The sequence below is a fragment of the Novosphingobium sp. B1 genome (genome assembly GCF_900176395.1).
Taxonomy (GTDB): Bacteria; Pseudomonadota; Alphaproteobacteria; order Sphingomonadales; family Sphingomonadaceae; genus Novosphingobium.
Window position 1 is genome coordinate 57,675 of sequence record NZ_FWXL01000008.1, and the last position, 18,177, is coordinate 75,851.

The following is an 18,177-nucleotide window of genomic DNA, read 5'->3' on the forward strand; positions in this document are numbered from 1 at the left end:
TCACTGGCCCTCCTTCCAGGCCTTGCCGCGCTGATCGGCGTAGGCAGCGGGCCACACCCCCTGCTTGCCCGGCGCAATGATGCCATTGGGATCGAGCGCCGACTTCACCTTTTCATCGAAGCGGCGCAGCGCATGATCGTTGAAATCGAACGTTTCCATGACGGGATCCATCCAGCCCAGATGCGTGCGATATTCGGCGTAGCCGGCCTTGGCCGTCTCGGAGATCAGGGCATCGAACAGCTTGCGCATCTTCACGACCTGGGCAGCGTCATCGCGATCGTACATCAGCATGTTGACGTTATTGGCAAAGCGCCCGCCGATGGTGAAGCTGGCATAGAAATCGACATCGAAATCAGCGATGATCTTGCGGCTGCGGGCCATCTGGTCGAGCACATGCCTGCCCGTCGCCGGGACAACGGGCGAGAAGCCCATGTGCGCGCCACGCCCGCCGATCCAGTCCGACATCTGCAAGGGCACGGCCGAAGGCACGCCCATCGTCGTCTCGTACTGGCCGATCGGATCGCCCTGACGCCACCAGTGCTCGGCCGGTGCCGCTGCAAGATTGCGCTTCATCGCCGCCTTGACCACGTCAGCCCTCGCCCGGACCACGGCTTCCTCGCCGTAGAGCCGCAGCGCGACCTGCCAGTAGCCGAGCTTGTGCTCGCGCAGCAGTTCATCCACGCGCCAGTCGGGAATGGCCGAGGGCTTATCCCAGAAATCCTTGCGCTGCCCCTTCAACACCATCTTGCCAAGCCACGACGGGATGAACACGTTCTGGTCGATCAGGCCGGAAATCTTGAGCGGCGCGATGGTGTCGATCACCCAGCCGATGTCTTCGGCCTTGTGGATGTCAAAGACGATCTCGAGCGAGGTTTCCGGCGCGGGCTGCAGCCAGACGCCGGCCTTGGTCACTATCCCGAGGTTCGATTGCGAGAACGCCAGATCCCATGTCGGGCCGTAGCTCATCGGGAAGAGATGCCAGGCAGAATTGTCCTTCATCGCGCCCATGCCGGTCCGCACGAGATCGCCGTCCGGCAGCACCGCCTCGATCCCGCAGAGGTTGCGTGCGTGCAGGCCGTACGAGGTATAGCCGATGCCGTGCTCCAGCGCATTGCCAAGGACCGAACCCCAGGCATTGCCAGGGACCGACAGCCACAGCGGCGCCTTCTCGCGCTGGATCTGGTCGTAGAGATCGAAGAAACCCACGCCCGGTTCGACAACGCAGTAGGCAAGCTTGTGATCAAGCTCGAGCACCTTGTTCATCCGGCCGAGGTCGAGCACCACAGTGCCCGGCATGCGCGGCGCTGCCGTGCCGTAACCGAGGTTCTTGCCACGCGCCACAGGCCAGAGCGGCACCTTGTGCTCATTGGCAAGACGAACGATCGCGCGGACTTCCTCGACGCTGGCAGGGGCAACCGCCGCTGACGCAGGCCATTCCTCGGTCGTGCCCGGTGCATAGGTATCGGCATAGGCATCCCGATCAGCATCGGAATCCATGGCCCAGGCCTTCCCGACCACGCCGGCGAATGCGGTCATCGCCGCCTGGAACTGTTTCGGACTGACGCGCGGTGGCAGATGCAGCTTCACCGGTTTCTCCCGTACTTTTATTTATAACAATTGTTATCGTTATGGCTGCCGCTCGGCTTGCCGTCAAGCATCACGTCAGCGCATAGTACTTCACGTAATTGCCATCGGGCTTGCGCTCTCCCACGCCGATGAAGACGTGACGGGTCAGCCAGTCGTGCTTGCCCTTGCTGGTCTCGAAAGTCGGCTGGGCGCGCAGGTAATACTCGGCATGCGGCACAGGCTCGCCCCCGGCGAAGGCCCAGGCGCGCAGGCGGTCCATCGTGCCGGGTTCGCGCCCCCACAGGAAGCCCTTGTTCTGCATGTAGATCAGCGTGCCGTCATCGACTTCGAGCACGTAGCGCGCGTCGAACACGGCGGTGTCATCAGGGCGGAAGAAGGCATAATCGCCGCCCGAGTTCGGCACGGCCTTGCCCTTCAGCCTTGGACCTTCGAACTCGCCCTCGTCTACATAGACGGCGCTGCGCATTCCGCCCGATGGCAGGTCGGGCACCATCTGTACGCGAGTGAAGCGCAGCCTGCAGGCAAAGGCGAATTCGAGGCGGGGATTGTCGAGTGTGGAAAAATCCATTTGGGTCGCCTCAATAGTTCGAAAGGATCGTCAGGCTCGGCCCGTCGAGCGGCTTGCCGGCCTTTTGCTTGGCGAGTTCGTCGGCGCGGGTCTTGGCCTGCAGATCGATCAGGTAAGCGTGGATTGCATCGGCATCGCCGGGCGAAAGGATATCGTCCCAGCGCGGCATGCCGTTCGGCGTCAGCAGCCCTTCCAGCACGATCTGACGGAACGCCTCGTGCGTGCCCGGCTGCATGCGGCGCAAGTCCGGCGTAATCGAGCGCGGCTGGTTGGCGTGGCAGATGGCGCAGTTGCCGAAGAACAGGCCCTGCCCCCTGGCGATGGTCGCTGACGTCACGCCCGGAGCCTGCGCCGGAGCCTCGGGCGCAACCTCCAGCGGTGGCAGCAGATCCGGCATCGGCACCTTGCCGCCGCCCAGCCTGAACACCAGCAGCCGGTTCATGTTGCCACGCGTGTAGGCAGCCGAATAGCGCGGCACGAAGGGATAGCCGCCGCCGCCCCACCCGGCCATGACGGCAATGTATTGCACGCCCTTGGCCTCGTAGGTGATCGGCGCCGCCATGATCGGCGTTCCGGTATCAATCTCCTTGAGGAGCTTCCCCGTCCGGGTCTCGCGCACGAACAGCTTGCCGGTGACGCCCCCGTAGATCGTCAGGCCCGAGGCCGTGGTCAGCACGCCGCCGCGATCCTGCCATCCCGCCGTATCCGCCGCCCAGACGGTCTTGCCGGTAAGCGGATCGATTGCGCGAAGTTGCGCGGTGGCGGGTTGCTTCAGGGCTTCCTGATAGGCTGGCAACTTGCGCACGGCCTCGCCGAACTCGGGCGGGAATGCTGACAGCGCTTCCTTGACATCAGGCGTGAAGATCAGCGCAGCATCGTTGTTCAGCCCGCGCGCCTTCAGCGGCTTGGCCCCCGGCGTCATGAAGATCAGGTTGCCCATATCCAGCACTGCGCCGATGTAGAGCCCGGTTGCCGGATCGTAGCTGGCGGGATGCCAGTTGCGCGCGCCGGTCGTGGCCGGGAACACGATCTTGGGGCCGGTGGTGTAGTCTGCCGCCTCCGGGTCGAGCACAGGGCGGCCGGTCTTCGGGTCGATGCCCTTGGCCCAGTTGGTGCGGACAATGGGATTGGCGCGCAGCAGCCTGCCATCGCGCCGGTCAAGGATGTAGAGATAGCCGTTCTTGGGCGCGTGAAGCACCACCGGGCGGCTTTCGCCATCGATGTCCATGCGCGTGAAGATCATCGGCTGGGTGGCGGTGAAGTCCCAGTTGTCACCAGGCGTTTCCTGGTAGTGCCACTTCATCCGCCCCGTCTTCGGATCAAGCGCGACAAGGCTGGCCAGGTAGAGATTGTCGCCGCCCGAAGGCGAGCGCTTCGAGGTGGCATAGGGCCCGCCGTTGCCGGTGCCGACAAGAACGAGGCCAGTCTCGGCATCGTAGTTGATCGCATCCCACGGAGAACCCCCGCCGCCGATGTCCCAGCGGCTGTTCGGATCCCAGGTCTTGAGCGCCGCCTCGAGCTCAGGCGTTTCCTGCGGACCGAGCTTCGGGTCATGAGGGACAACGTGCCAGCGCCAGCGCAGCTTGCCCGTGTCCAGATCCAGCGCGGTGACATAGCCGCGCACGTCATATTCCGCGCCGCCCATGCCGATGACGACGACATCTCCCGCCACTTCCGGGGCGCCGGTCGAGTTGTCGCCCTTGGCGCGGTTCTCGATGAAATCGCTTTTCCACACGACGGCGCCGGTCCGCGCATCGAGCGCGTATATCCAGCCATCGAGGCTGGCGACGAAGACCTTGCCCCGCGCAACGGCAACGCCGCGATTGACCATGTCGCAGCAAACCGTGCGGTTGACCTGCATGTCGACTTCAGGCTCGAACCGCCAGAGCGGCTTGCCCGAAGCCGCATCGAAGGCATAGGCGCGGCCAGCCGTACCGGATGTGTAGAGCACGCCATCAACCACGACGGGCGTTGCTTCCTGCCCCCGGAACGTGTCGAGGTCTGCCGCCCAGGCAAGGCCGAGGTCGTCGACATTCCCGGCGTTGATCGCGGTCAGCTGCGAATGATGCGTCTTGCCAGCATCGCCGCCAGGACTTGTCCACTCATGCCCCGCGCCTTGGGTCAGAACCGTTGCACCGCCGAGCGAGCAGGCGGCGAGACCAAGCACCAGACTGGCAAGCAACTGACGCATCACAGCGAGTCCCACGGAGATGGCATGCGGTAGGGCACGGTGATGAAGTTGGCCTCGATCTGTTCGATCATGCCATGATCGATCTTGAACAGTTCAGAGATGTAGAAGCTGTGCGGACGCAGGACCGGGCTTTTCACGGTGCGGCCGTCGGTCAGCTGATATTCGCGCAACCGGCCCGAATGGTCGATGAAACCGAAGGCCAGAACCAGCCCGCGTTCCTCGTCGACCAGCGGGAAGCGGCGCGCGCGCAAATCGTCGTCGTAGCGATAGTTGCCCATGCGGAACTGCTCTTCGCAACTCAGCGCCGAGACCGGCACGATCTTGGCAAATTCGGGATTGCGTGTTGTCTGGACGCCGTTTTCCACGCGATTGCAATCGGGGTGGAACTTCGTGTGGATGGTTCCGTCGTTGCGCTGGAGCGTATCGAAGTAGCCGTTCGACAGCCGCACCATCTCGTCGCGGGCCGCTGGCGCCTCCGGCTCGCGGTGCAGGATTGGCTTGTCCCAGTAGCGGCAATTCTCGAACTTGATGCCGCTGTCGGACTGACGGACGATCAGCATCTCGCACTCGGCGATCTGGCCTTCTTCAGTGACGCGCAGGCGCAGGGTGAAGGCCGATTCCTCGATGGGTTCGATGACCGTGCCAAAGTACCCGATCTGGCCGGTCTTCACATCGGCGAAGCGCAGTTGATAATCGCCCAGCCGGTCGATCGTGCCCCACACGCCATCGCCGATATCCAGCATGACGTTGTTTTCGCTGTGATACGCATTGGGCGCCCAGTCGAGCGCATGGGGATCGCGCGCGTTCAGGGCAGCAAGGAACCGGTCAAGAACGGCATAGAGCGCGGCGCGGGTCATCGATTCTCCCAAGGCAAATTGAGGCTTTGACGGCCTTCTCGCTCCAAGGCATACTCTACCAATTGTTATAAATAAAGGGGAGAGACGCATGGTGCGCAGCACAGCCGAGCAGGCCAACCACGATCTCGTGCTCGAGATGTATCACAAGGTCCTGATCGCGATGGATAGCAGCGCGGTCGATCGCTATATCTCTCCGGGATACGTGCAGCATTCCTCGCTTGCGGAACCATCGGTTGAAGCCCTGAAGGGTTTTCTCGACCGGGTCCGCGCCGAATCGCCCGATGCCACGCAGACCATTCATCGCAGTTTCGTCGATGGCGATCATGTGATCACGCACACCCATGTCGTGCGCTGGCCGAACGACCCCGGCCTTGCAGTGGTCGACATCTTCCGGGTGGAGGATGGCCTGATCGTCGAACACTGGGACGTGATACAGGACGTTCCGGAAAAGCCGGTGAACCCCAGCAGCATGTTTTGACGGGAGAGACACGATGCGCCTTCTTGCTACCGCCACCGCAATTGCCCTCACAGCCACCGCCGCGCAGGCGGAAGAATGCAAGCTGACCCCGAAACAGGTCGTGAGCAATTTCATGGACGAGTTCTACATCCAGAAGAGGGTCCGCTCCTCGTTCGAGCGCTGGGTCGATCCCGGTTACATCCAGCACAATCCTTACGCTGCCACGGGTCGCGAAGCGGCGATCGGCTTCCTCGAGAAGTTCGTGGCGGAAAATCCCGGACAGAAGACGACCATCCACCGCATCATTGCCGATGGCAATCTCGTCGCGGTGCACAGCCATGGCTGGATGGAAAACGGCGATGCGGCGGCCAGGCGCGGCTTCGCCGTGGTCGACATCTTCCGTGTCGATGGATGCCGGGTGATGGAACACTGGGACGTGCTTTCGCCCGTGCCGGAAGCGTCGGCCAACAGCAACTCGATGTTCTGAGATGAAGCGCTTCGACAACAAGTGCGTGGCGATCCTGGGCGGCAACGCCGGGATCGGCCTCGCCGCGGCGCGCATGTTCGCAGCCGAGGGCGCCAAGCTCGCCATCACCGGGCGCAATACCGAGACCTTGCGAGCTGTGGCCGAGGAACTCGACGCGCTGTGCATCCGCGCGGACATGGGTGACCTTTCCCAGACCGAAGCGGCGCTGGCCGAGATCGAGGAAGCGCTTGGCGGAATCGACGTGCTGTTCGTCAACGCCGGGGTCGGCGGCTTCGCGATGGTGCCTGACGTCACGCCCGAGTTCTGGGACCAGATCCAAACCGTCAACTTGCGCGGCGCATTCTTTGCGATCCAGCAGGCGCTGCCGCTGATGCGCGACGGTGGTTCCATCGTCATCACCGGCTCGATCGGATCGACCGCAGCGGTGCCGGGCAACGTCGCCTATGCGGCCGCCAAGGCCGGGCTTCGCGCGATGGCGCGGATCGTCGGCAAGGAATTGCTGCCACGCCGCATTCGCGTCAACATGGTCAGTCCCGGCCCGACGGACACGGAAATCTTCAAGCGCGATGCTTCGCCCGAAGAAATACAGGGCATGCGCGACATGTTGTCGTCGGTCGTCCCCATCGGACGAATGGGCAGCGCCGATGAAGTGGCGCGCGCGGTGCTGTTCCTCGCCAGTGCCGAAGCCAGCTTCATCAATGGCGTTGACCTCTGCGTCGATGGCGGGTGCATCGAACTGGGCTGATCACTGCGCTGGCCCCGCCTGCGCCGCGCCTGCCAGCGTGGTGCCGGTGCGATCAGGCAGGGTCCAGATGATCAGGTTCACCACCATGATCCCGGCAAGCGTCAGCATCAGCACGGGTCGCTTGCGCTCACCCCGACGCAGGAGGAACACGGCTCCGCCGACAAGGGCGATGGCAGCCAGCATCAGCAGGGAAAGCGCAGCGTCGAGCATGCGCGCCCGTTAGCGGTTGAACAGGCCCTTGGCCATACCGGCCAGATCGTCGAGCGGGTTGCCATCGCCATCCTTGTCGAGGAAGGCAGAGACCTTGCTCAGCGCGTCGGGGTTCTGGCCCAGGGCGGAGGCAAAGCTGGCGAGCGATCCCTCGCCGCCGATGTGGCCGATGATTTCCTGCAGCTTGGAAGCATCGAGCCCGGTGTTGGCGGCCGCGGTCTCGACCGTGTCGCCCTTGGACTGGTGCCCGGCAGCAAGTGCGGCGATGGCGTTTTCGGCCATGTCGGGATCAATTCCGACCTTGGCGGCAAGGTTCTTCACATCGACGTTGCCAGCAACCTGGCCAAGGATCGAATCGAACAGGCTCATTGCATTTCCCCTCGGTTAAGGCCCGCAGACTAACAGGTGGAGGTCAGACTTCCAGCGCATGTACTTCCGCGCGCCGTCGATCCCCTTCCCTCCGCACCAGAAGCGCCGAATATTCCGGCACTTCGATCCAGGTTGCGAAATCGCGGGTGAGCGGCTCGGAAGCGACGATCACGCTGTCGGCATCAATGGCACCCCCGGTCAGCTTCCATTCGCCTTCGTGCAGGCCATAATCGCGCCCGCAGGTGTACCACATCGAAAGGTACTCCGAACTGCCCTGCAGCGCGCCTGCATCGAAGTGCCCGAAATCGAAAGTGAAGCGCACCGCCGCAAGGTTGGTGCCATCGCAGAACATCAGGTTCGTCGAACTCGACCGGGTAATGCCATGTCGCGTCCGTGCCTCGCGCAGAACGCCCAAGGCATGGCGGATCGCGGTAAGGATCGCATCCGGCTCGTTGATCGCGGCAGGATCCGGCAGCGCCGAGACGACCAGTGCGTAGATCCATTCGCTGTCTGTCGATCCCTGGATCTGGCGGGCAAATTCGGGCCGGATATGCGGAGCGAGATCGAAGCGCATGTCGCGAAAACCCGCAAGATCGCCGTTGTGGGCCATCGACAGGGGCACGCCTTCGAATCGGAAGGGATGGCAGTTCTGCTCGTTGATCTGAACCGTGGAATTATAGGGCACGCCACGAATGTGGGCGAGCAGAGCCGAGGAACGCAGCTTGCCTGCCAGCGCCTTGAGATTGCGGTCGAACAGCGCGACTTGGGTGGTGCGATAGCGGAACGGCACGTTTGGCGCATGGCTCGCCTCGTCCCACGCCGCCATGCCGAACCCTGCAAGGTTCAGCATCTGCAACATCTGCGCGCCGATGGTCTGGTTAAGCAGCGAGGAATCGGGCGCGTAGAGCAGGTCGTCAAGCAGGACCGGTGTGCCGAGATAGCTGAGTATCCGGCACATCAGCCCAGTTCCCCGGCATGGTTGAAGCGCGCCAGCGACAGCGACCGACCGAGATGCCGATTGGCCTTGCGCTGGTCCTGCACCAGTTGCCGCCCGAACGCCGCATGAAGCGCGGGCAGCCAGGCGGGGCTTGCCGCCTCCAGCGCTTCCAGTTCGCGCGAGGGCAGATGGACCAGAAGCGCATGTTCCGCCGCCGTCACCATCAGGGGTTGAGGACCGCCATCGCTGTGGCCGGTCAATCCGACGAAGCAGCCGGGGCCGAAAACGAAGACCTGTTCGGCCATGGCACCGCGCGGGACGGCTGCGCGCACCGCACCACGCAGGACGAGGTGCAAGCCGTCCTGCCGATCGCCGGGCACAGCCACCGTTGCGCCGCGTGGGGCATCGAGCAGGTCCCCTGCGCTGGCGAGTTCCTCGAACCCCTTGAGGCGCATCAGACCACGTGCCAGCGCCGCTGCATCGCGCCTGATCGGGCATGGTGGTGGGCCAGCGTGCAATTGCCGCAGGGCGTGGGCATCGAAATGCCCCTCGTTCACGATGCGCTGCAACGTGATGCGGGTGCGCGCTGCGACCAGTCGCCGCAGGGCGTGCCCGAGTTGCAGCGCCCAGGCCGATCCATCGGCAAGCAGCGCGCGAAAGCGCCGCCCGGAAATGGCAAGGCCGCGGGTATCTTCCAGTGCGCGCACGCGGGCCGAGCGCGGTCCGTCATCCAGCAGGGCAAACTCGCCGACGACCTCGCCGGGGCGGATCTGCGAGATGACGGCATTTTCATCACCGGGGATGCGAGCGGCAATTTCCAGCATGCCCGCTTCAACGAGATAGAGGGCATCGGCAGTGTCACCCTGCCGGAACAGCAAGTCCCCGGCGGCGGCGGCGAACGGCAGGGCGTTGCCGAGCAGTGCCGCCCACGCCTCGCGATCGAACCCGGCAAGCTGCGCCGGTGCCTGCGCAATCTCTCCCATGTGCAGAGATTGCGCTTGCCCCGGCCCTCCGTCAATCTGCCTCGGCCAGCGCCTTCAGTTGATCGGCACAGGCACCCCAGCCGGCTTCGAAGCCCATCTCGGCATGTTGCTGCATCGCCTCCTGCGTCCAATGCCGCGCGCTGGCGGTGTAGCGCGTGCCCTCGCCTTCGGGCGTAACTTCCCAGATGCCGATCATGAAAGGGCCGGACGGCTCGAACTCATGGGTTACCGCATCGGTGGTGATGAACCGGCGGCCTTCGTCCCAGGCAAGGAAGATGCCTTCCTGCGGCATTTCCTCGCCATCAGGCCCGTGCATGACCATCGCAGCACGCCCGCCGGGCCTGCGCTCCTGCGCCACCATGGTGATGTACCACGGCTTGGGGCACCACCACTCCTCCTGCCGGTTGGCGAGGATGTCCCACACCTTGGCGGGGCTGGCAGCGATGTACCGGCTTATGGAAAGTTCCTGCATCATCCAACTCCTCGCATGGCGGCTTCAATTGCGGCATGATCAATCTTGTGCATCGTCATCATCGCCGTGAACACGCGGGCGCGGACTTGCGGATCGGGGTCGGTCATGCCTTCGGTCAGGACCCGAGGCGTGATCTGCCAGTTGAGACCCCACTTGTCCTTGCACCACCCGCAGGCGCTCTCCGCTCCGCCATTGCCGACAATGGCATTCCAGTAGCGGTCGGTCTCCTCCTGCGATTCGGTGGCCACCTGGAACGAGAAAGCCTCGCTATGCGGAAACTGCGGGCCGCCGTTCAAGCCGATGCAGGGTATGCCGATCACCGTGAAATCCACGGTCAGTACCGTATCGGCAGAACCGCCGGGAAAGTCGGTCGGGGCGCGGTGGACCGCCTTCACGTGGCTGTCCGGGAAAGTCTGCGCATAGAATGTCGCAGCGTCCTCCGCATCGCCATTGTACCACAGGCACAGCGTGAGCGGTGCAGGGGTCATGACTGCATCTGCGCGATCAGCTTCATGTCGATGGCCTTGGCCTCGGCATAGGCCGGCCGCGCCCTCACGCGTTCGAGGTAGGCCGTGAACTCGCCTCGCTCGGGCAGGGACTTGAAACCCACGCCCCAATCGACGTGACTGCCGATATAGACATCGGCCATGGTGAAACGGTCGCCACAGACATAGGCGTTTTGCGCAAGGTGCCCGGCAAGCGCATCGACAGTCCGCTCGTAGCTGCCGAAACCTGCCATGCCCTGCTGGCGCGGGTCCTTGGGTTCGAAGCCGAGGCTGCGCGCCGTGACCGCCTGTTCCACAGGGCCCGCTGCAAAGAACGTCCAGCGCAGATAGGCCGCGCGTTCATGGTCGCGCGGACCGAGGCCCGATTCCGGAAAGACCTCGGCTAGGTATAGGCAGATGGCGGCGCATTCGGTTACGACATGTGCGCCATCATCGGCATGGTGGATGATCGTTGGCACCTTGCCCATCGGATTGGCTGCAAGGAAGTCCTCGGGCATGGCCTGCCAATCGACCAGCACGGTGTCATACGTCGCGTCGACCTCGTGAAGCGCCCAGCGCGCGATCTGCCCGCGCGACATCGGATTCGTGTAGAACGTGAACTTGGACATCAGACGACTCCCCCGGCAATCCGTTCCGCACCCGTTCGCGCGATCGGTCGAAAGAGGGTCGGCTTGTCCCGGGGTTGCTTGCAAGCTTCATGCGGCGAAGCGAGTGCTGAATGCCAAAGACCGATATCAACCCCGGGTTCCGGCCCCGGGTTCCGGCCCCGGGTTCCAACCCCTGCCTCACATGGCCATGATGCGCTGTGCGATCGGCTCTTCCTGCGCTGCAACGGCTGCCCAAGCCGGGCGCGCAGCCACGCGGGCATACCACGCTGCCGTTCTGGGCCGCGCTGATGCGTCGACACCATGGCCGACATAGGCCAGCGTGCGGAAGGTCGAGGCCACGGCGATGTCGCCCAGGCTGAACGTTTCTCCAAGCAGCCAGCCGTCTTCGGGAACGGACGTTTCCAGCCAGTCGATCCATCTCGGCAACTCCGCCTCGCCCTGCAGCGCGATCGCCTCGTCGCCGCCGGTCTTGATCAACTTCGGACCGACGAGGCGGTTGAACAAGATCTTCAGGCCCGATGCGCCCAGGACGGTATCGGCAAACTCGTCCCAGAAAACCGCCTTCCCCCGCAATTTCGCCTCATCCGGGATCAGGCGCGGCTTGGGGTACTGTGCGTCGAGATACATCGCGATCGCGGTCGAATCGGCCAGTCGGAAGCCGTCGTCGTCGATCGCCGGAATCTTGCCCAAGGGGCTGCAGGCGAGGAATTCGGGGTCGCTGCTGCCCGGCCCGCCCCGCGCCAGATCGAAGTGAATGCCCTTTTCCGTAAGGACAACCGCCACCTTGCGCACGAAAGGCGAAAGCATCGCGCCATAGAGCTTCATCGAAATTCTCCCATTCTAACGGACAGGTTCCGTGAAACCTTATTGCAGCGCCGCTCCCGCCCGTATAGGCGAGGCAGCGATGAGCGAACTTCCGAACAGCCACGCGACGACGCTGCTCGCCGCGCCCGACACCGAAATCGATGTCCGCGAGACCTTCGGCATCGACATCGACATGAAGGTCCCCGCGTTCAGCCGCGCCGATGAGCGCGTGCCTGATCGCGACGAAACCTACGTGTTCGATCCGGACACCACGCTGGCGATCCTTGCGGGCTTTGCCTACAACCGCCGCGTGATGGTCCAGGGCTATCACGGCACCGGCAAGTCGACCCACATCGAACAGGTTGCCGCCCGCCTCAACTGGCCGTGCATCCGCATCAACCTCGATGCCCATATCAGCCGCATCGACCTCGTCGGCCGCGACGCCATCGTGCTGCGCGATGGCCTCCAGGTCACCGAATTCCGCGAAGGCCTGCTGCCCTGGGCATTGCAGACGCCGACCGCGCTGGTGTTCGACGAATACGACGCTGGCCGTCCCGACGTGATGTTCGTGATCCAGCGCGTGCTGGAAACCGAAGGCAAGCTCACGCTGCTCGACCAGAACCGCGTGATTCGCCCCAACCCCAATTTCCGCCTCTTCGCCACGGCCAACACAGTCGGCCTTGGCGATACCTCGGGCCTCTATCATGGCACGCAGGCGATCAACCAGGGCCAGATGGACCGCTGGAACCTCGTCGTCGCGCTGAACTACCTGCCCGATGCCACCGAGGTGGAGATCGTAAGCAAGAAGGTGCCCGCGCTCGATCAGAAGGTCGTGGCCGACATGGTCCGCGTCGCCAACCTGACGCGTCAGGGGTTCATCAACGGCGATATCTCGACCGTGATGAGCCCGCGTACGGTGATCAGCTGGGCGCAGAACAGCCAGATCTTCAACGACGTCGGCTTCTCGTTCCGGCTCTCGTTCCTCAACAAGTGTGACGAGACCGAGCGCGTGCTGGTAGCCGAATACTATCAGCGTGTTTTCGGCAAGGACCTGCCCGAAAGCGTCGCCCACCGCGGCTGACGGGGGTAACGGTTGCGGCGGGCTCAGGCCCGCCGGGCCTCCTGAACGGCGGGGGCGGGATCAGCGTCAGCCGATGGCGCCTGGACGGGCACCAGGTTTGCGACCGCAGCAGTGTTTGAATCCTCTCGCGGGAGACGCCGCGTTATCGGCAGTTCGGCAGCCGGAATGGCCTTGCTGATCAGGTAGCCTTGCACCTGCTCGCATCCCAGCGCACGCAGGCTTGCCAATTGTTCTTCTGACTCGACGCCCTCTGCAATGGTCTGCATGTTGAGCTTGCCTGCAAGGTCGAGCACCGCCTCGATGATCGCACTGCTCTCGCTGCCAGCGTTCATCTCGGTGATGAAGCATCGGTCGATCTTGATCTTGTCGAACGGGAAGCTGCGCAGGTAGTTCAGCGATGAATAGCCCGTGCCGAAATCGTCGAGCGCGATGCGAACGCCAAGGGCGTGGAGACGCTCCAACTGCTGCAGATGCTCGTCGCACTCCTGCATCAGCATCGTCTCGGTAATCTCCAGCTCCAGCCGGTGAGGGTCGAAGCCTGATGCAGAAAGGGCAGCGATTACCTGCTTGAGCAGGGTGAATTCCGCCATTTGCGCTGGAGACACATTCACCGCCACCGTCATGTCTTCCGGCCAGGTTGCCGCCTCTGCCAGCGCCTCTCGCAACACCCATTCACCCAGCGCCACGATCAGGCCAGTGTGTTCGGCGATGGGGATGAAGATGTCGGGCGGGATCAAGCCGCGCTCGGCGTGGCGCCAGCGCAGCAGGGCCTCGAAGCCTGCAATGCGGTCACCGGCCAGTTCGTGCAGGGGCTGATAGTGCAGCTCGAACTCGCCATTGGCGAGCGCACTGCGCAGTTCCAGCTCTAGCCGCCCCCGCTCCTGCTTGAGCTCCTCCATGGCGGGATCATAAAGGATCGTCGAACCGCGGCCACGCGATTTCGCCTCGTACAGCGCAAGATCGGCGCTTCGCAGCAGGACTTCCGAAGCCGCACCGTGTTCCGGCGCAATCGCTATGCCAACGCTCGCTCCGATGCGCACGGTGCGACGTTCGATCTCCATGGCCTCGCTGATCGAATCGACAATTGCCTTTCCGATCGCCCCGAGATCTTCAGCTTGCATGGAATCGTCGACGATGCAGGCGAACTCGTCGCCTCCCAGCCTGGCCACGAAGCCCTTGCCGCCCAGCGACGACTTGATCCGCCAGGCCGCCTCGACCAGAACGCTGTCGCCGAACTGGTGCCCCAGAGTGTCGTTCACCGCCTTGAAGTGATCGAGGTCCACATAGAGGACTGCGAAGGCCCCTTCGTGGGCGGTGGCCTCCAACGCGGATTCGAGGCGCGACTGGAAGTTGTGGCGATTGGGCAAGGCCGTAAGGCTGTCGTGGTCGGCAAGAAAGCGCGCCTGGCTTTCCGCAGTGTAACGATCGGTCACGTCCCTCACGAACAGCCGGAACCCGGTATGACGGAGTTCCTCGTAGAGAGGGTTCCCGGTCACCGACCACCAGTGCAGATCGCCATCGATCACGACCGGGACCACCAGGTCGTGAAAGGGCTTCAGCCTTCTCGCCGCATTTCGCATTGCCTCGGTTTCGGGACCGGCAACAAGGAGATTGACGAGCTTGATTCCTTCAAGCTCCGCTGCAGTCCTCTCCAGAGCCGAGCACATGCGTTCCGATGGAAGAGCGATCCGTCCGGCCGCATCGGTTTCCAGCATCCAGTCGCTTGCGTGCGTTTCGTATTCGGTCAGAAGATTCTGGATCGTCTCGTTTGCGGATTTCAACCGGCGCGTGCGCAGGATGCGCGTGGCGAACATGTAGTGGAGGTTGAACAGCATGACGTGCAGGGCGAGAAGTTGCAGCGCCATGATCGGCACGATCAGCTCTCCCCGCATGTCCGGCCGGAAAAGCAGCGCCACAGTCGTCAGACCCAGCGTGATCGTCTGCGAAATGATGCCCGCAACGGGCACGGTAAACTGCAGCAGCAATTCAAGTTGCGCCAGTACCAGCAGGTAGATGATCAGCGCGCCGATCCGCTCCGGCGGCACGACGACGATGCAGCACGCGGTGAAGGCAGAGAGGAATATCGCGCGAAGCCAGATGCCCTTTGCCCAGATATCGACCATCTCGGACGGCTTGTAGCGACCGCAACCTTCCTTCCGTCGCAACTCGGTCAGCCCGACCCGCATCTGGGCAAGAAGCAGTACCGCGCCGACATAGAAGTGCCATGTCAGCCCGGGCGCGCAGATCGTCAGCAATAGCGCCATACGCAGCGCTTCGAACAGATTGCCGCTGAGAGAATTGATGTATTCCAGCTTGCGCCGGGCGAACCATTCGGCTTCGCCCGGCTCAAGATCATAATGCAGCAAGTGCAGCAGGGAGCCCGGCTGCGACAGCAACCACTGCCACAGCCTGTCCAGCCCGATCCTGCCCCTGAACCTGTCCATCAATGCCGGATATGGCACCAGCCGTTCAAGATTGCTGGCACGGCAGCTATGTAACCTTACGCAGTGCGCCGATAATCCGGATCAGGGCGTGATGAGGTATTTTTCGCCGGTGCGTCGGGCATTGTATTCCTGCGCAGCCGCCTTGGTCAGCGCTTCGTCCAGCGTCACCCGGGCCTTGTAGTTGCTGGCGAAGGTCGTGGTCAGTTCCGCCATGACGCGGCGGCGCATCTTTTCGACCACTTCAGATCCAAGCTTGCCCATCCACGGCGTCAGCAGCCAGCCCGAAACGTCCCAGCTGAAGCCGAAGTTGCGGGTAAGCACAGTCGGCGAGAGGTCGAGCGCGCCATAGATGAAGGCATGCTTCGGGCTGTTCGAACCATAGCGGCTGTAGGCTGCGCCGGTGTTGGCGACCTGCTCCATAACAGTCATGATCTGGCTGACCAGCTTGCCGCCGCCGATCGCATCGAATGCCATCGTCGACTTGGTTGCACCGATCGCTGCTGCAAGATCCTCGAGGAACGTGTCCTTCGAACTATCGACCACGTGCTCTGCCCCGATCCCCTTGAGGATCGCCACCTGCGCATCGTTGCGCACGATGTTGACGAGCGGAATGCCATCGGCCTGGCAAATCTTGACCAGCATCTGCCCCAGGTTCGAAGCTGCCGCCGTATGCACCAGCGCGCTGTGCCCAAGGTGGCGCATCGTCTCGGTGAAGCTCAGCGCGGTCAGCGGATTGACGAAGGCGGATGCCCCCTGCTCCGCCGTCACCCCTTCAGGCAATTCAAGGCACATTGCAGCATCTGCCACGGCCAGCGTTGCATACATGCCGCCGGGGAAGCAGGTAACGCGCTTGCCGAGCAGGGCCTGCGCTTCAGGCGCATCGCCTGCCGCCACGACCGTACCTGCGCCTTCGTTGCCCACCGGCATCGCCGCGCCATGGCGCGCGGTCATTGCGCGCACCGCAGGCTCCGGCATCTTCGCCACGATCTTCCCGGGCGAGAACTCGGCATTATCGATGTCGGCCGGACCGAACAGCAGCCCAAGGTCCGAAGGATTGATCGGCGTCGCCTCGACCTTTACCACGACCTGCCGCCCCTCGGGCGCTGGCAGGGTAAACTCTTCAAGGCTGACGGTCAGGGTACCGTCGGGATCAAGCTGCGAGACGATGCGCTGGCCTTGAAGATCGGTCATGTTTCACTCTCCGGGATAAGTTGCGGAGACGAAGTATAGACCTTCGGCGGGCGCGTTAAGTCCTAATTTGCTACGGTCTTTTGCTGCGAGAGCCTCGGCGACCTGACCCACCGCCCATTGCCCCTGCCCCACCAGCGCGAGGCAGCCGACCATCGAGCGTACCTGGTGGTGGAGGAAGCTGCGCGCCGCCGCTTCAATGATCACCCGCTCGCCCTCGCGCCGCACGTCGAGCCGGTCGAGCGTCTTCAACGGACTGGCCGATTGGCAATGCACCGAGCGGAACGTGGTAAAGTCGTGATGGCCGACCAGCGCCTGCGCCGCCTCGTGCATTGCGCCTGCATCGAGCGGCTTGGCGATCCGCCAGGCCTGGCCCAGTTCCAGCGTGAGTGGCGCGCGGCGATTGACGATGCGGTATTCATAGGATCGCCCGATGCACGAAAACCGCGCATGCCAATCATCATCGACCTCGATGCAATCGAGCACCGCAATCGGATGCTCCGCCAGCCGCAGCCGTGCATTGACCGCTTCCATCATGCGGAACGGATCAAACTCACGCGCCAGATCGAAGTGCGCCCGCATGCCAAGGGCATGAACGCCGGTATCCGTCCGCCCTGCAGCATTGAGCACGACCGCCTCTCCGGTGACGGACTCGATCGCCTCTTCCACCGCCTGCTGCACCGATGGGCCGTGCGCCTGACGCTGGTAGCCCATGTAAGGACCACCATTCCATTCAAGGGTCAGTCCAAACCGCATCATCAGAGCCGCGTCCCCGCCGCAATGGCACGCCCGCGCAGCAACGAGGCGGCGTCCATCGCCGGACGGCCTGCGCGCTGGATCAACGTCGGCCTGATCGCTCCCGCACCGCAGGCAATGGTCAGCGCGTCGTCGACGGTCATGCCAGCATCGCCGGAAACGTCGACGATTTCCGCCGCCAGTACACGATAGCGCTCGCCCTCAAGCTCGAGGAATGCCCCCGGCGCTGGCGCAAAGGCCCGCACCTGCCGCTCGACCTCCACAGCGTCGCGCGCGAAGTCCAACCGGCTCTCCGCCTTGTCGATCTTGTGCGCATATGTGACGCCCTCCTCCGGCTGCACCACCGGCGGATAGGCCCAAAGATCAGCCAGCACCCGCACCATCAGGTCTGCGCCCTTCTCGGCCAGCTCCGAGGTCAGCTCCCCCGCCGTCTTGCCATCGACAGGCGTTTCGACCTTGGCCAGCATCGGCCCGGTATCGAGCCCGCGCTCCATCTGCATGATGGTGACGCCGGTCATCGCGTCCCCGGCAAGGATCGCCCGCTGCACCGGCGCGGCCCCGCGCCAGCGCGGCAGGATCGAACCGTGGACGTTCAGGCACCCGAGGCGCGGCGCATCCAGCACCGGCTGCGGCAGGATCAGTCCATAGGCCGCGACCACCGCCACATCGGCTTCCAGCGCCGCAAGAGCCGCTTGCTCGTCTGCCCCTTTCAGCGAAACCGGCGTCCGGACCTCGATCCCATGCGCCTCGGCTGCCAGATGGACCGGCGAGGGTTGAAGCTTCTTGCCCCGCCCCGCCGGACGCGGTGGCTGGCTGTACGCGGCGACCACCGCGTGCCCTGCAGCCACCAGTGCGTCCAGCGTCGGCACCGCGAAATCGGGCGTGCCCATGAAGATGATGCGCATAAGCTGTCTGCAAGGCCTTCCG

General features: G+C 63.8%; 20 protein-coding genes. 4 read left to right on the plus strand and 16 right to left on the minus strand.

Features of this window, described 5'->3' with window-relative positions:
• The 4 genes from B9A23_RS14820 to B9A23_RS14835 all read right to left on the minus strand — a co-directional run bounded on the left by B9A23_RS14820 (window position 1) and on the right by B9A23_RS14835 (window position 5,203).
• The gene (locus B9A23_RS14820; RefSeq protein ID WP_084279874.1) at window positions 1-1,587 is read right to left on the minus strand and encodes an FAD-binding oxidoreductase; all 1,587 of its coding nucleotides are present in this window, start codon (window positions 1,585-1,587) and stop codon (window positions 1-3) included.
• Between the two features lie 70 nt (window positions 1,588-1,657).
• Window positions 1,658-2,155 carry a DUF3237 domain-containing protein gene (locus tag B9A23_RS14825; protein ID WP_084279875.1) on the minus strand — a complete coding sequence of 166 codons (498 nt, stop codon included), beginning with the start codon at window positions 2,153-2,155 and terminating at the stop codon, window positions 1,658-1,660.
• 10 nt (window positions 2,156-2,165) lie between these two features.
• The gene (locus tag B9A23_RS14830) at window positions 2,166-4,346 is read right to left on the minus strand and encodes a PQQ-dependent dehydrogenase, methanol/ethanol family (RefSeq protein WP_084279876.1); all 2,181 of its coding nucleotides are present in this window, start codon (window positions 4,344-4,346) and stop codon (window positions 2,166-2,168) included.
• Entirely contained in the window at window positions 4,346-5,203 is an 858-nt protein-coding gene (locus B9A23_RS14835) for a DUF8021 domain-containing protein (RefSeq protein WP_084279877.1), read from the minus strand. The genes B9A23_RS14830 and B9A23_RS14835 overlap by 1 nt, the downstream gene beginning before the upstream one ends.
• An 88-nt stretch (window positions 5,204-5,291) precedes the next feature.
• Here B9A23_RS14835 and B9A23_RS14840 point away from each other — a divergent pair, with 88 nt between their 5' ends.
• The 3 genes from B9A23_RS14840 to B9A23_RS14850 are packed head-to-tail and all read left to right on the plus strand — an operon-like array spanning window position 5,292 to window position 6,892.
• On the plus strand, window positions 5,292-5,681 hold the full coding sequence (locus tag B9A23_RS14840) for a nuclear transport factor 2 family protein (RefSeq protein WP_084279878.1): 390 nt from the start codon (window positions 5,292-5,294) through the stop codon (window positions 5,679-5,681).
• 13 nt (window positions 5,682-5,694) lie between these two features.
• Window positions 5,695-6,147: a nuclear transport factor 2 family protein gene (locus B9A23_RS14845; RefSeq protein WP_084279879.1), complete on the plus strand. Its 453-nt coding sequence runs from the start codon at window positions 5,695-5,697 to the stop codon at window positions 6,145-6,147.
• A 1-nt stretch (window position 6,148) separates the two neighbouring features.
• Entirely contained in the window at window positions 6,149-6,892 is a 744-nt protein-coding gene (locus tag B9A23_RS14850; protein WP_084279880.1) for an SDR family oxidoreductase, read from the plus strand.
• Here the strand turns inward: B9A23_RS14850 and B9A23_RS14855 are convergent, their stop codons facing one another.
• From B9A23_RS14855 to B9A23_RS14890, 8 genes are all read right to left on the minus strand, one after another.
• Window positions 6,893-7,102, minus strand: a complete 210-nt coding sequence (locus B9A23_RS14855) for a hypothetical protein (protein ID WP_084279881.1) — start codon at window positions 7,100-7,102, stop codon at window positions 6,893-6,895.
• Window positions 7,103-7,111: 9 nt separating this feature from the next.
• Window positions 7,112-7,471, minus strand: coding sequence for a hypothetical protein (locus tag B9A23_RS14860; protein ID WP_084279882.1), 360 nt, complete (start codon window positions 7,469-7,471; stop codon window positions 7,112-7,114).
• A 43-nt stretch (window positions 7,472-7,514) separates the two neighbouring features.
• A complete protein-coding gene (locus B9A23_RS14865) occupies window positions 7,515-8,429 on the minus strand; it encodes a class II glutamine amidotransferase (RefSeq protein WP_084279883.1) in 915 nt (304 codons plus the stop codon).
• Complete coding sequence (locus B9A23_RS14870; RefSeq protein ID WP_084279884.1) at window positions 8,429-9,391, minus strand: Crp/Fnr family transcriptional regulator; 963 nt, start codon at window positions 9,389-9,391, stop codon at window positions 8,429-8,431. The genes B9A23_RS14865 and B9A23_RS14870 overlap by 1 nt, the downstream gene beginning before the upstream one ends.
• 31 nt (window positions 9,392-9,422) lie before the next feature.
• Window positions 9,423-9,863 (minus strand): SRPBCC family protein, encoded by a 441-nt coding sequence (locus B9A23_RS14875; RefSeq protein WP_084279980.1) that lies wholly within the window; start codon window positions 9,861-9,863, stop codon window positions 9,423-9,425.
• Window positions 9,863-10,351: a VOC family protein gene (locus B9A23_RS14880; protein ID WP_084279885.1), complete on the minus strand. Its 489-nt coding sequence runs from the start codon at window positions 10,349-10,351 to the stop codon at window positions 9,863-9,865. Before B9A23_RS14880 ends, B9A23_RS14875 begins: the two co-directional genes overlap by 1 nt.
• Complete coding sequence (locus B9A23_RS14885) at window positions 10,348-10,977, minus strand: glutathione S-transferase family protein (protein WP_084279886.1); 630 nt, start codon at window positions 10,975-10,977, stop codon at window positions 10,348-10,350. The genes B9A23_RS14880 and B9A23_RS14885 overlap by 4 nt, the downstream gene beginning before the upstream one ends.
• Window positions 10,978-11,154: 177 nt before the next feature.
• Window positions 11,155-11,802, minus strand: coding sequence for a glutathione S-transferase family protein (locus B9A23_RS14890; RefSeq protein WP_084279887.1), 648 nt, complete (start codon window positions 11,800-11,802; stop codon window positions 11,155-11,157).
• A gap of 79 nt (window positions 11,803-11,881) precedes the next feature.
• Here B9A23_RS14890 and cobS point away from each other — a divergent pair, with 79 nt between their 5' ends.
• Window positions 11,882-12,862 (plus strand): cobaltochelatase subunit CobS, encoded by a 981-nt coding sequence (gene cobS / locus B9A23_RS14895; RefSeq protein ID WP_084279888.1) that lies wholly within the window; start codon window positions 11,882-11,884, stop codon window positions 12,860-12,862.
• Window positions 12,863-12,885: 23 nt separating this feature from the next.
• Here the strand turns inward: cobS and B9A23_RS14900 are convergent, their stop codons facing one another.
• From B9A23_RS14900 to fmt, 4 genes are all read right to left on the minus strand, one after another.
• Window positions 12,886-15,306 carry a putative bifunctional diguanylate cyclase/phosphodiesterase gene (locus tag B9A23_RS14900; protein ID WP_084279889.1) on the minus strand — a complete coding sequence of 807 codons (2,421 nt, stop codon included), beginning with the start codon at window positions 15,304-15,306 and terminating at the stop codon, window positions 12,886-12,888.
• Between the two features lie 81 nt (window positions 15,307-15,387).
• A complete protein-coding gene (locus tag B9A23_RS14905; protein WP_084279890.1) occupies window positions 15,388-16,497 on the minus strand; it encodes a zinc-binding dehydrogenase in 1,110 nt (369 codons plus the stop codon).
• A 3-nt stretch (window positions 16,498-16,500) separates the two neighbouring features.
• Window positions 16,501-17,253, minus strand: coding sequence for a tRNA pseudouridine(38-40) synthase TruA (gene truA / locus B9A23_RS14910; RefSeq protein ID WP_084279891.1), 753 nt, complete (start codon window positions 17,251-17,253; stop codon window positions 16,501-16,503).
• Window positions 17,253-18,155 carry a methionyl-tRNA formyltransferase gene (gene fmt, locus B9A23_RS14915; protein WP_084279892.1) on the minus strand — a complete coding sequence of 301 codons (903 nt, stop codon included), beginning with the start codon at window positions 18,153-18,155 and terminating at the stop codon, window positions 17,253-17,255. Before fmt ends, truA begins: the two co-directional genes overlap by 1 nt.
• Between the last annotated feature and the right edge of the window lie 22 nt (window positions 18,156-18,177).